7 protein-coding genes are annotated in these 13,757 nt (G+C 44.5%); 4 read left to right on the top strand and 3 right to left on the bottom strand.

Going from position 1 to position 13,757, the window contains the following annotated elements:
* Window positions 1-70: 70 nt before the first annotated feature.
* A complete protein-coding gene (locus QWZ05_RS01500; RefSeq protein ID WP_290296112.1) occupies window positions 71-1,363 on the bottom strand; it encodes an MFS transporter in 1,293 nt (430 codons plus the stop codon).
* A gap of 349 nt (window positions 1,364-1,712) precedes the next feature.
* Between QWZ05_RS01500 and QWZ05_RS01495 the strand changes: the two genes are divergently transcribed.
* The 4 genes from QWZ05_RS01495 to QWZ05_RS01480 all read left to right on the top strand — a co-directional run bounded on the left by QWZ05_RS01495 (window position 1,713) and on the right by QWZ05_RS01480 (window position 7,582).
* Window positions 1,713-3,260, top strand: coding sequence for a sodium:solute symporter family protein (locus QWZ05_RS01495; RefSeq protein WP_290296110.1), 1,548 nt, complete (start codon window positions 1,713-1,715; stop codon window positions 3,258-3,260).
* Between the two features lie 38 nt (window positions 3,261-3,298).
* Window positions 3,299-4,669, top strand: coding sequence for an L-serine ammonia-lyase (locus tag QWZ05_RS01490; protein ID WP_290296109.1), 1,371 nt, complete (start codon window positions 3,299-3,301; stop codon window positions 4,667-4,669).
* 206 nt (window positions 4,670-4,875) lie between these two features.
* Window positions 4,876-7,047, top strand: a complete 2,172-nt coding sequence (locus QWZ05_RS01485; RefSeq protein WP_290296108.1) for a sensor domain-containing diguanylate cyclase — start codon at window positions 4,876-4,878, stop codon at window positions 7,045-7,047.
* Between the two features lie 97 nt (window positions 7,048-7,144).
* Entirely contained in the window at window positions 7,145-7,582 is a 438-nt protein-coding gene (locus tag QWZ05_RS01480; RefSeq protein WP_264875640.1) for a YccF domain-containing protein, read from the top strand.
* Between the two features lie 75 nt (window positions 7,583-7,657).
* Here QWZ05_RS01480 and QWZ05_RS01475 read toward each other — a convergent pair whose 3' ends face one another.
* Window positions 7,658-10,570: a beta-galactosidase gene (locus tag QWZ05_RS01475; protein WP_290296105.1), complete on the bottom strand. Its 2,913-nt coding sequence runs from the start codon at window positions 10,568-10,570 to the stop codon at window positions 7,658-7,660.
* Between the two features lie 195 nt (window positions 10,571-10,765).
* Window positions 10,766-13,747, bottom strand: coding sequence for a beta-agarase (locus QWZ05_RS01470; RefSeq protein WP_290296104.1), 2,982 nt, complete (start codon window positions 13,745-13,747; stop codon window positions 10,766-10,768).
* Window positions 13,748-13,757: the final 10 nt, after the last annotated feature.

Genomic DNA, 13,757 nt, shown 5'->3' with positions numbered 1-13,757 from the left:
CAATAGTCGGAACAGGACTCGATTTAAGTTTTTCATTGGCGGGCATCACCCGCCAACGTAAATTTGTTGATTAAGCTACCGCTTTCTCTTTCTTCGATTTATCGAATAGACCGCCTCTTAGCGTCTCTGGTAGTGATAGCCATAGAAGACCTGCTACAATCCATACGATTGGAGAACCCCACATTGCCGTTTGTAGGTCGCTGCGCTCTTGGATAAAGATAAGAACCATAGGCGCCCACATACCGATGATACGACCACCATGGAACAGTGCTGCACCGTAGCTACGAAGGTGCGCTGGGAATAACTCAGAGAAGTAACCACCCCATACTGCTGAAGCTGATAGGCCAAAGTTGTAGATAAGACCTAGAATCGCCAACATGTTAAGGCTACCAATCATCACATCGCTAGGCGCTACGAAGAATAGTGAAGCCATTACACCCGCAAGGATGAAACCAAATGCGTTAACTTTACGACCGTATTTGTCAGCGATTGCACCCCAAACCCAAGCACCGAATAGAGAACCGAATGCTGAGATAGAGAAGATGATACCAACCGTTGCACCGTCGAATTCACGAACTTCACGTAGGTAAGTTGTTACAAAACCACTGAAGAACTGGAAGCCGTAGAAGTTCAGACCCGCTAGTAAAAGACACGTAACAGTGATTGTGCGGTAAGGCTTGCTTAACATTTCGCCCCAAGAACCTTTCTTCACTTCTTCACCAGAAGCTTCGTTGCTTGCTGCTTCTTCTTCACCGTAAGCGATCACTTTCTTGTCGCTTGGAAGAACGAAGATCATCAGTGCAGCAGCTACTAATGGTGGTACACCACCGATCCACATTAGGCTTTGCCAAGGGGCATCGATGCTTGAAATGAATGCTGCATACGCACCCATTACCATTAGTGCAACAGAGAACATAGAAGAGGCAAACGCTGTCAATTTACCACGTACAGTCGGCGTAAATAGACCGATCATCAAGCTTACAGCGACAGTAAAGTAGCCACCTAGTGAAACACCGATGATGAAACGCATTGCAGCCCAAGTTGCATAGTCAGTGAACATCATGTTGATGATGGTTGCACCACCGTTTAACGCTGTAATGGTGATTAGTGTGTTCTTTTTACCGAATTTGGTAGCGAACCAAGCACAGCTCAATGCACCAATAAGTGCACCTACTGATTGCCAAGTATAGAACTGGGCAGTGTCAGAAAGGCTGATGCCATCGTATGCTTCAACAATGTATGGGCGTACGTAGTCAATGATTACAAAGTTATAACAATAGAAAAAGTAGCCAACAAGAATTGCTAAGTAAGCGGCTACCCTTTGAATCATAGGAACTTCGCTCATGTGTTTTTTGGCAGTCATGACCGATAAACCTCTATTTATCTGATAGTTAGTTATATTTAATAGAACACTACTTCATATGAGTCTTTTGGGTAGTGCTCTCTGCTTCGGAGCGAATATTAAATTCTTTTAGCACATAAAAACCGTGATCGAAGTCAATTTCACAATGAATACGCACCCAAAAAGAGTGGTTTTAGTGTTTTTTGGTGATCAAGGTCACATAAATACTGAGTTTAGGCTAAAATCATAGAGAATTCGCATTGAATTTTGATTATCATCACAACAAACAGGGAAGATAATACATAACTAGAACGTTAGGGATTAACATTTAAACACTAAATTATCATTCTAAAACGAGAAACCCAGTTTAATGGTTACGTATTCAAGCATGCTAGTGGTTGCCCTGTATCTCGCTGTCACTATTGTTATAAGTTATTTAGTCAACGTCCGGCATAAGAACGGTGGTGACTACTCTACAGGTGGTCAACAGTTCGGTTGGTTTACTGCGGGGGTTTCTATCCTAGCAACCTACATCAGCGCGATGACCTTTGTTGGTATGCCCGGTTGGGTCTACAGTTCTGGTATGGAAGCGATGAGCATCCATTTGAACTACCCTTTCGTGATTTTCTTTGCCACGATATTTTTCGTCCCTGTTTTTTACAAGCTAGGCCTTACATCCATCTATGAATACTTAGAGTTACGCTTTGGCGTTGTTGCTAGAACGATCAACTCTATCGTCTTCATTCTGGTTCAATGTATATCGTCTGGTGTTATTTTGTATGCTATCGCGTTGATTTTGGTACAAGTACTTCCAGTCTCGATAGCAGAAGCGATCATCTATATTAGTATTTTTACTGCGATTTATACCTACGCGGGTGGTATATCCACCGTGATCTGGACAGACATGCTGCAATCTGCCGTACTCGTCATAGGTACAATTTGCATCATCGCCATTTTGTTATTCAATATTTCAACGGGCGACTACGCTGCCCCTTCGCCGGAACTATTGAATATCGTCAACAGTTCATTTGATCCCGGTGTTGATACAACCATCTGGGCAGGTGTCTTCGCGGTGACGTTTTTACACTTGAGTGTGTATGGTACGAACCAACTGATTATCCAACGTACGCTTGCGACGCGTTCGGTGGAGCATGCTAAAAAATCGATGCTGCTTTGTGGGTATGGTGCGTTCTTTATCTATCTGATTTTTGCGGTGCTAGGTGTGTTGTTGTCCATTTATTACCAAGGCCACCCATTTGAGAACAGCAATGAAGTGATTTTGGATTTTGTATTCAACCATACCAATCCAATCGTTATTGGTTTGATTATTTCTGCGCTCGCTGCGGCGGCGATGTCGACATTAGATTCGACCTATAACTCAATGGCGACGGTGGCAACCTTCGACATCTACAAACGTTTTGTTAATAAAAATGCCTCGGGTAAACACTATGAATCCGTTGCACGTAAACTTAGCTTGGCCGCTGCAGCATCAGTCATCCTCCCTGCTCTGTTTGCTATCTCCAACGAGTCTGTGCTGAAAACGATTGCAAGTTTGACGTCAATTTTTGTTGGTATTCGCCTAGGTTCGTTTGTATTAGGCCTATTCTTTGACAAAGCCAATGAGAAAGGCGTTATTGCCGGCAGTATCACCAGCATCATTGCCGTATTTGCAGCACAGAGCAGTGCAATTTCATGGCCTTGGTTTGCGCCAATTGGCACTGCCGTATTTTTAATTTTGGGTGTTGTTGTCAGCGCCAAATGGGGTGAAAACTCAAAAGCGAATGAACGCTTTATTCATTCTCAAAAACACTTAATCATAAAGCCGAGTATGAGTCAGTATGGCCTACTTGTGTTTGCAGCCATTTCCATCGCTGCATGTTTCGTTATTCCTAAATGGCTGCTTGCAGCTTTTGCCTAAACTTACTGTTAAGGCGTTTGTCGTAAAGGTTTATTCTTATGCTGTCTATCTTTGATATCTACAAAATCGGTGTCGGTCCATCAAGTTCTCATACTAATGGTCCAATGATTGCGGGTTACAACTTCACTCAACTGCTTGGTGATAGCGTGTCGAAAGTGACTCGTGTACAAGTCGACCTCTACGGCTCATTGTCGCTAACGGGTATCGGTCACCATACTGATCGCGCGACAATTCTAGGCCTATTAGGTAACCGCCCAGACACGATTCATATCACGTCTGCAAACCAAGCCATGCGTCATGCTATCGATAATGGTGAGCTGTCTATCGCTGGCGATCACACCATCGCTTTCAACTATGAAACAGACATGCTGTTCCACGAAGATAACCTCCCTCTTCATGAAAACGGCATGACCATTACAGCGTACGATGCTCAAGCGAAGCAAGTTGGCTTTGAGACCTATTACTCTATCGGCGGTGGCTTTATCGCAACTGCTGATGAGCTAATGAACGGCACTGGCACGACGGAAAAAGACGTAGAGTTCCCATTCAAAAGCGCCGATAGCATGCTTGAGCAAGCCGAGAAAAATGGTTTGAGCCTGGGTGGCATGGTGCTGCGTAATGAACTGTCGTTCCAAGATCAAGACGCTATCGACAACAAAGCTGAGCAGATTTGGGCGGTAATGAGCAAATGTATGGAGCGTGGGTTCGGTACAGAAGGTATTCTTGACGGCGGTCTAAACGTTACTCGTCGTGCACCTAACTTGCTTAAGAAGCTAGAAGCAAACGCCGTGATTGAAAACGACCCTATGGAGATTATGGATTGGATCAACCTGTTTGCTTTTGCTGTCAGCGAAGAAAACGCTGCAGGTGGCCAAGTGGTGACATCACCAACCAATGGTGCAGCTGGCGTTATTCCGGCAGTCCTAACCTACTACCACCGTTTCATCAAAGAGCTGGATGTTAAGCAGCTTAAAGACTTCATTGCAGTTTCAGGCGCTATCGGCATCCTTTACAAAACCAATGCTTCAATCTCTGGTGCGGAAGTGGGTTGTCAGGGCGAAATTGGCGTTTCATCTTCCATGGCTGCTGCAGGTCTAACTGCTCTGCGTGGCGGTAGCAACGAACAGATCTGTATCGCGGCTGAAATCGCAATGGAACACTCACTGGGCATGACGTGTGACCCTATCGGTGGTTTAGTTCAAGTGCCTTGTATTGAGCGAAATGCTATGGGTGCAATGAAAGCGATCAATGCCTCTCGCATGGCACTGAAACGCACCAGCAAATGCCTGATTTCTTTGGACAAGGTTATCGAGACCATGTACCAAACAGGTAAAGATATGAATAAGAAATACCGCGAAACCTCTCTTGGCGGCCTAGCGTTGATTCACCTTGCACCACCTTGTGAGTAATGCTTCAGCATTAATTTAAAGACTCCACAACGAAAAGCCCTACGTTATTCCGGAACGTAGGGCTTTTTTTCATTGGAACAATGTCACGTCGTCTACATTGGATGTAAATAAGCTAAATTTAGCTCGTTTTTTGGTCTTTTAATTGACAGCATGCGATAAGTAGATTAAACAACCTAATGAAATAACATAAATAATTAATATATATAATGACAACGCTCAGTCAGGCAAAAACCAAGATGATTGGTTTATTGACACAATTACAAAAATACCCCGATATTCAAGGCTTAGAGAAAATTAAAAGTGTGCTAAACACAATTGCAGCTGACTATGATGAGACGATCCCACAAAGTATCAAACATTTCATCGTTGGCCTTACGCACGATCGTCACGACGAACTCGAACTCGCCGTTCAAAATTACGAACACTGCATCAATGCGTGTGATGAGTCGGAACTGACGCTTTCTTTGCTGTCGAAAATTCTGATTGGCTCTATCTGTTCAGAACAGGATAATTACCAACGCTCCTATCTGATGTTTGACGAAGTGCTCTCCTACTCTCATTTGCTGGATGGCTACCCACTTTCGCTTGCGTATACCAATATCAGCGGCCTCTACTGCAATATGAAGCTCTACCATGAGGCTATTGACGTCGGACACAAAGGGATCGCAAACTCAAAAACTATCAATAACCCATATAACCAAGCAATATGCTTACTCAATGTCGGTTATGCGTATGCACACCTCAAAGAGGTGCAACTATCAATCCTCTATCTAACCAAAGCGGTTAATCTTGCTATCAGTATCGATAACCCGCGTGTAGAAGCGATCGCTCACACTTATCTCACCCACGCCAAAGTGCTCGACAAACAGCATTATCCTCACACTGAGATCATAGAACACTTTGAAACGGCTGAGCGCCTATATAAATCGGTTAAGGTGAACTTTAACCGCATTGAAAACGGCTTATATTGGGCTAAATACCTTGAGTCAATTGAGCAAAATGTGCAAGCCACCCAAGTACTTAGCATGGTTAAACCCAAGCTACAGAATAATGACTATGGTGAGTTTCAACGCTTGTTTCTTGATGTTGAGCAGAAGCTACTCAATAAAAGCCAGCAACCAGAAGCACTTATCGCCTGTCAACGCCGCGCTATAAACCAACTCAGCAAAGATTTGGATATCGCGTTAACGCAACAAAGTCATACCATCTCTGATGCAGTTAAAATTACGCGTCAAGAGCAAGTGCAATTGGTCGATTCTAAAGTTTATGAAAACCTCGGTACAATCAATGCTATTGGTCAATACGTTGCCACCTCAAAAAACTTAGACGAGTGCTTACCGCAGATTTACCAACAAGTAGCTCAGATATTTCCTGCTACTGAGTTTGGAATTGCCATTTATGATGAGCAAAGGCATCAACTGCAATATCGTTACTTTTATGATGAGAAAGGTCCGGTAAAATCCGTTTCGGTTAATACACAGACCGAGCGAAGTCTTGGGGCCTACTGTATTGAACATCGTCAAACTGTGCACCTTAATCTCGTCTCAGAGGAAGCGATTAGCCCCTACCTTGGGCTGGCTCACAGTAACGCTAGCACCAGCACCAAGCATGACTCGAGTGATACAAACAAAAGCGGCATAGATAACTGCGATCTCAACTCGGTCATAATTACGCCTATCACCCTCGGTGATCGTGTATTGGGGATTCTGTCAGTACAACACAGACTCGTGAACCAATATCAACAACATCATTGCCGACTATTTGAGCAACTAGCATCATTTATCGCGATCGCTCTCGATAACCGCCAGCAAAGACAAGAGCTTGAATTAGCCAATAAAACACTCGATAAACTTAGCAAAACCGATCCCTTAACCGGGCTATACAACCGATATTCTCTCGACTCCATAACGCCTCAAGTGATCAACCGTGCTATCAATCAACACCTGTCACTTTCTATGGTGATCATCGATATCGATTACTACAAGAGCTACAACGATCACTACGGGCATCAAAAAGGAGATGAGGTTCTTAGAGAAGTCTCTCAAGCACTTCTTAACACCTTTAATTGCCCTAATGACTACCTATTTCGCTATGGTGGCGATGAGTTTTTGATGCTCAGTTTGAGCTATTCCGTCTCTGAACTTGAGCTTCGACTGAACCAACTCTATCAAGCGATAGCAACGCTTAAAATTGAGAATCCAAGTTCGCCCGTTGATAACTATCTCACCCTATCGTGCGGTGGTGCCTATGTAGATGGTAATTCATCAAACATCCATTACGACAAACTATTCAATCTTGCCGATGGTGCGCTGTATAAAGTGAAAGCGAAAGATCGTAATGGCTTTAGTATCGACTTCCATACCTCAGACTCATTTTGAGCCATCACTGTAAATCGAGGTGAGCACTCAGGCACGTGTCACTTCGATTTATTTAGGTGTAGACTTATCGAATATAAGATTGATTAAGGATTAACAAATGAAAACGCTCGGCAATATTATCTGGTTTCTTTTTGGCGGTGTCTTCATGGGACTTCTATGGTGGTTCTTTGGTTTGCTCGCGTTCATTACAATCGTAGGTATTCCTTGGGGACGCGCCTGCTTTGTATTGGGTAATTTCTCTTTCTTCCCATTTGGTTATGAGGCTATCTCTCGCGATGAACTCACCCAAGAGTCTGACATCGGTACTGGCCCGCTAGGTATGATAGGAAATATTATCTGGTTCTTGTTTGCCGGTATTTGGCTGGCAATTGGTCACATTACTTCAGCCGTCGCCTGTTTTATCACCATTATCGGTATTCCCTTCGCGATTCAACACCTCAAGCTGGCGCTGATTTCGCTCGCACCTATTGGAAAAACCGTAGTTCCAAAAGAAGTAGCTGCCCGTGCGTTGTACGGTCGAGATGAAAGATACTAAGCGACTCGACCATAGAGACTAAAACATCAAAGGGAGCCATTGGCTCCCTCTGTCAATATTACCCCTATAAAACCATCAATTCAAAGAACCAAATCGGCGATTGTAAAGGTTTCGGTTGATCTCTTTCGCAGACTCAACCAAAGGCTCGTATGGGGTATCTGTTACCGTTACGAAACCAACGTTGTAGTTTTCGCCATCCCACGCTCGCCCTGTTACTGGTGAATCCATGTATTGGAACCAATGCGCACCCACAAAATATGGGTTGTCTATAACGCTTTCCATGTACTTAGCATAAGACTCTGCGCGACCTTTCTGGTCATCACTACTGATAATACCAGGGTGGAACAAACCTGAGTCGGTTGAACCGAAGTGGAACTCACCGATAATACTTGGTTTGTCTAACTCTGGAAGACGACTCCAATCCCCTTTCGCATTTAGGTCAGTTGCGTAGAGGTTGTAACTCATCACATCAACATAGCGAGCGGCTGCTGTCGCAGCTTCTGGGGTTATCCCCCAATCAGAGAAACGTACACCCATGTAGAGGTGATTAGGCAGCACTTTCTCCATCTCTTCGCTCACGACAGCAAAGAACTCATCAGCAAAGGCATCCAATAGAATCGACAGGTCGGCTTTGACCGTATCAGTATATTCACCTTGGTAGTTGAAACCTTTGGCGAATTCATTCCAAGAAGCAACGTCCGCGCCCCAAGCTTGGTTAAACTTCTCAATCGAACCATACTTTTCTTTTAGCAATTCATCGAAAGCAACTTTAGTTGAACTTGATTCAGCACTTTCTCGCAAGCCAGAAACCGCTAAAGCGTAATGGTTCGTATCGTTAACGGTGTTACCCCAACTCAACTCGTTATCAACGAAGTAACCAATACACCAAGGGTCGTTGTCCACTTCTTCACCAATTTCTTTGGCCATTGTGGCAACCGATACGCGGAATTGCGGGTCAAACGGGTCGTGCATCGCCCACCAGTAGTCGTTACCTGTACTCACTCGTTGGTGGTCTCCGGTAATCCAACCATGGGCTGTATATGGCACTTTGCCGTTTTTGCGGTACATAGGATCTGACCAGTTACCTAATGAAGTGAATCCCCAGTCCTGCATTCGTGCTAGTGTCACGTCCTTCCAGATCTCAATCGCTTCTTGCGCAGAGTCAGTATCATATTTGCGTTGCAAGTTAGCCGAATAGAAACTAAATAACTCACCATGCTTAAGTGGCCCAGTGTGAACCATTTGCGTGTAGCTGTAGTTATCAGCCAGAGGATCATTAAAGTCTGGTAGCCAATCAAACATGCCACGGCGCAAGGTCGAGGCTTCTACACGCTCACGCTTGTCATCCACGTAACGTTCAGTAGCGACTTGGCTTGGGCGCATGCCCTTAGTGTCCGCTTCTACCGCATCAGCAAAGTCCATCCCTGTCACAGTGTAGCTGTCATCCATACGAATATTGTCTACCCCTGTAGCGAAGTAGAGGTATCCTTCAGGGTCCACCAGCGCCCACTTGTCATTGACTTTCTCTGTGCGGAAATAACCTGTTGCTTCTAGTTTCGGACCTTTAGCCCAGCCGCCGTACTTGGAACGATCACTCATCAACGAGGCATTCTTCAACAGTTTTTTGTCGACTTTGGCTTGAGCCTTTAGCTGATCCACATCGGTGACTTTTTCCGGCCACGTTTCTTCCTGATATTGACCAAACTCATCCAACAGATTGGTGTATCTCGTAGTGTCCGTACTTAGGTTAGGAATCAACGATAAGTTATCAATAACCAATGTCGCCTCTTCTTGAGGGTTCATCATGTAAAACTGCACGCTGACAATGTTCGACATATCAAGCTCAGACTCACCCCAACCAAACACCACTTGGCTCGCCGAGAAGGATTTCTTTGGCGGCTCGCCACGCATACCTGAATCCAAGCCTTCAGCCAAGTCTTTAAATGTGAAGTAATATTTGTCTTCTGAATTTGCTGGTATCTGTACATAACCCGTCCGGCTGTTTACTGCTCCCGTAGCTGTACCACCCAGCTTTTCATCTAGTGCATCATCGACACGCACAAATAGCTGCATGCCTGAATCACCCACGTTTTTCGCATCAAATGCGAACGCAACATCGCCATACTTTGACCAATCCCAAACCTGACCATCTTTGCCAGCTGAGAACTTGATTGTCGGATAGTCATCGTCGGTTGTGTAATGAACCTTAATCCCAGAGCCGGTTGAGGTTTTTACAAGGTCGACGTTAGAACCCGTGTGTCGCTCAACGATAGGGTCAATACCCTCTTCAAAGTCTGTGACAGTAAGCAATGTTGGGATTTGAGCTTCAATCACTTGCCCTTGACGAGCTTCTGACACGACAAAATCACCAGTACGCTCGATGAAATCAATGCCATGAACCACCACTTTCTGTTCGGCGATTGGCCCTACCGCATAAAACTGAAACTCGGCAATATTTCGCAAATCTAACTCGCTTCCACCACGATAGCCTTCGATGTTCATCTCTGCGCCATTAAATAAGAAGTCGACTGTTGTTGTTTTGCCTGCTGGTAGATAAATCGGTAGGTCCAATTGGTGCGTTGCTGCCCCCATAATTCCGATATTGTCCGCCACCTTCATCTCAATGCGAACTTCTTTATCTCCTGGGTTTTCCAGTGTCAGTTGCAAGCCACCTTTGGTATTCCAGTCATAAGAACCAGACTCAGGTCGAAACTTCATGTTTGGCCATTTTGAGTTTGCTTCTGACTCAGAAATCGCATCGAACACGATTTCTAGGTTTTCGCCAGCGACATTATATGAGGTGTGTGTGTTGGCGGTTTTTGATAGAAACCCATCATCTGTCATGACAACAGGTTGAACGCTACTACTCATATCTGTTTGAGTTGCTTCGTTATTGGATGTGTCCGGTGTTTTTGTAGCGGCAATGCTGCCTGCCGCAAGAGTGCTGGCAATGATAGCGAGCGCGATAGTATTTTTGTTGAAACGCACTGAGATTCTCCTTTCCTTCACGTAGTTATTGGATAACCAATAAAACAAATAGTACATACCAATAATGTTTTTTGGAGTGATCCAAGACCGATTATTGGTCAACATATGCACCAATTGCTTATTCTGTGCGCTAGACGACAAAAAAGCCGCGATAGTGACTATCGCGGCTTTGGCTTTTATTTCATGTAGTTATGGCTATGACACGTACTTTCTGCGTACCCAACCTAAAACGGCAATGATTGACACAAAGAAGGCACCTAGCGAACCACCTGTACGCAGTTGCGGTTCTTCTGGGTCAGTTGGTGGATCAACTGGCTCTTCAGGGTCAATACCTTCTATGGTTTCCAACCCATTCAACTGACCAGACGTAATACCAATATTTTGACCATCGTAAAGCGAGCCTGCATCACGTGCTGACCGTGTTTCCAGATCCGACTCTAGAGCTGAACAATCATCGCCATAGAGCTCACAGTTAATCAGACGCGCTGCATCCGTTAAGTGATTGTATGGCGTATCAGTGACGTTAACAAAACCGACGTTGTAGTTTTCACCATCCCATGCACGACCTGTCACTGGTGAATCAAGGTACTGGAACCAATGAGCACCAACAAAGTTAGCATTGGCTAATACCGACTCCATGTACGTAATGTACTTGTCACCACGTTCTTTTTGCGAGTTTGCAGAGACAATACCGGTAGCGAAGTTACCACTATCGAGCGCACCGAAGTGGAACTCACCGATGATAGCCGGGAAATCTAAACTCTCGATTTGCTCCAGTACATCTGATTGCCAATCTTCAGAGGTGATGCTGTCTTTGTAGATGTTGAAGCTGACAACATCGGCATGGCCTTTAGCAGCATCAATCGTTTCTGGAGTTCTGCCCCAGTCAGCAAAACGAGCTCCTAAATACAGGTTATTAGGAAACTCTACTTTCACGGCTTTATTCACCACCTCAAAGTACTTGTTCGCAAACTGCCAATTCAATGACTTTAAATCACCCAACATGCCTGGAGAGTATTCAAAACTCTGTGCTCCGGCTAATTCAGACCATGACGTGAACGATGTTCCCCAAGAGGTATTAAACGCCTCTAACGTTTTAGAGTAGCCATAGCCATTCTCAAGGAACCAGATAAACGCAGCTTTTGCTGGGCTTGTGCTGGCATCAGTGTTCATTGCTGCTAGCGTTTGCTCATAACAAGCCGCATCGTTATCACTTAAACAGTTACCCCAGCTGATTTCGTTATCAACGAAAATGCCCATCAACGTGGCTTCATGCCCTTCAACTTCTTCTTTAATCCGTGCCGCCATTTTCTCAGCAGCTAATGCGAAGTTGTCGTCAAACGGATCCGCTATCGGCCCCCAATAACCTGATCCAATACGATTGATCGGATACTCTGAGGTTTCATGGTGAAGTACCCAGCCATTGGCGACATAAGGCATATTTGCATCGGCCGCTTTTGCATAGAAGGCAGAATCTGTCCAGTTACCTAGTGACGTAAAGCCCCAGTCTTGCATACGCTTAATAGTGATATCTTGCCAAGCTTCTTCACCACCGTGGCGAGCATCAATGTTGTTCGCATAGAAACTCACGCCCTCACCTTGTTCAACCGGACCACTGTGCACAGGCCCCATCTCTTTGCGGTGATTTGTCGGGATCTCAGTGAACATTGATTTGCGCACATCCGATGGTGTTGTGCTCGATTCACCGGTAAACGTGTAGGTGTCGGTCATGCGAATGTTGGCAAGACCCGTTGAGATAAAGGCGTTACCGTCAGGATCAACCAGATACCATTTGCCATCTGCTGTTTTACACGCATTGAATGACGCTGGGGTAGCCAGTTTACACTCTTGATCAGCGACAATACTGCTACCAGTAGGTGCACCGCCATATTGACTGCGGTTGAGCAACTTACCGAGAAGTTGTGTCTCTCGATCACCTAAGCCATCGAGAGCTTCACTGTTTTCTAATTTAGCGTAGAAATCATGTTGATTGTTTTGACCTAAAGAATCGACCAACTCTTCATAAGCAGATAAGTGATTGAAGTCCTTAATCACTCGAATGTTATCTAAAACCAAATTAGCATCAACATAAGTAAAGAAGCGCATATCAGTCAGAAAAGAATCAAGTCCACCTAGGTCACCCCAGTTCTCCCAATCCCAATCTAAATTAGCTTTCATTTCACTGGCAGGCAACTCTCTTATACCCAATTTATTTACTGGGTCTAAAGCATCCAAATCATTCAAGCTCAAATACAGCATTTTAGATTTACCTGCCTCAACTAAGCCCGTACGTCTCGCAAATGCGCCTTCATTACTATTTTCTAGATGAGTCAGAAGCCAAACGCCACTTTCACCTAGATTGCTTACATCAATAGCTAATGCTGCATTTTCATAACCAGAAAAATCTATTTCTCTCAGTATTTTCAGTTGAGCAGCACTTGCACTAAATGCAACTTTTAGCGCGCTATCTCCAACACTTACTTTTGAGTCAGTTAACTCGATTTGCAGTCCATCTCCGATTTCTAGGTCATCTGGAATTTCGTTGAATGCCTCAATTTGCTTTAGTGTTTTGACGGGTGCAGATGAGATACGATCACTAGCATCTTCTGGGTCGGTTGGCGGAGGTGTTGGCTCTGTTGTGCCATCCGAGACCCGAATGTTGTCAATATATACTGTTGTGTTCGGAGACTCTGCAGCAAAGAAATTAATCTCCATCGCCATTGCTTTATTATAAGATGCGCCAATCGAACCATATTCTGTTGTGTCCAAAGAAAGTACAACATCTTTTAAAGTAGTGTTTGCTGGAACATTAAAATATTCAGATAGTGCGTTTGCATCATCCCAAACATAGTTAGTCAGAATTTTCACACCATAATTAATATCTTCATTTGTGTTGTTTACAACATCAAAGACAAGCTCTTTTTGATCAGACCAATTCCAACTATTTGGTGCGTATATTTTAACGCCACCTTCATAGCTCGCCCCCATGTTGGCTTGCATGGATTTATCACCATCAGTTTGCACATCAGCTGTAATGGCGTGCGTTGAGCTACCAAAATGGCCATACTCGTAACCATGGGTTTCATTATCTTCAAAAGATGTTATTAGAGTTGAAGCAAGCGTAGGTGCAGCCATTCCTGCAATAAGCAAGGCTGTTAGAGTTTTATTCACGTTCATAAAATGGATC

The organism is Vibrio agarivorans (genome assembly GCF_030409635.1).
Classification (GTDB): domain Bacteria; phylum Pseudomonadota; class Gammaproteobacteria; order Enterobacterales; family Vibrionaceae; genus Vibrio; species Vibrio agarivorans.
This window is presented reverse-complemented; position numbering and strand designations above follow the sequence as displayed.

Coding starts and splice junctions, on each gene's coding strand:
- QWZ05_RS01485 (WP_290296108.1), top strand. CDS start 4,876: ATGACAACGCTCAGTCAGGCAAAAACCAAGATGATTGGTTTATTGACA.
- QWZ05_RS01500 (WP_290296112.1), bottom strand. CDS start 1,363: ATGACTGCCAAAAAACACATGAGCGAAGTTCCTATGATTCAAAGGGTA.
- QWZ05_RS01480 (WP_264875640.1), top strand. CDS start 7,145: ATGAAAACGCTCGGCAATATTATCTGGTTTCTTTTTGGCGGTGTCTTC.
- QWZ05_RS01470 (WP_290296104.1), bottom strand. CDS start 13,747: ATGAACGTGAATAAAACTCTAACAGCCTTGCTTATTGCAGGAATGGCT.
- QWZ05_RS01495 (WP_290296110.1), top strand. CDS start 1,713: ATGGTTACGTATTCAAGCATGCTAGTGGTTGCCCTGTATCTCGCTGTC.
- QWZ05_RS01490 (WP_290296109.1), top strand. CDS start 3,299: ATGCTGTCTATCTTTGATATCTACAAAATCGGTGTCGGTCCATCAAGT.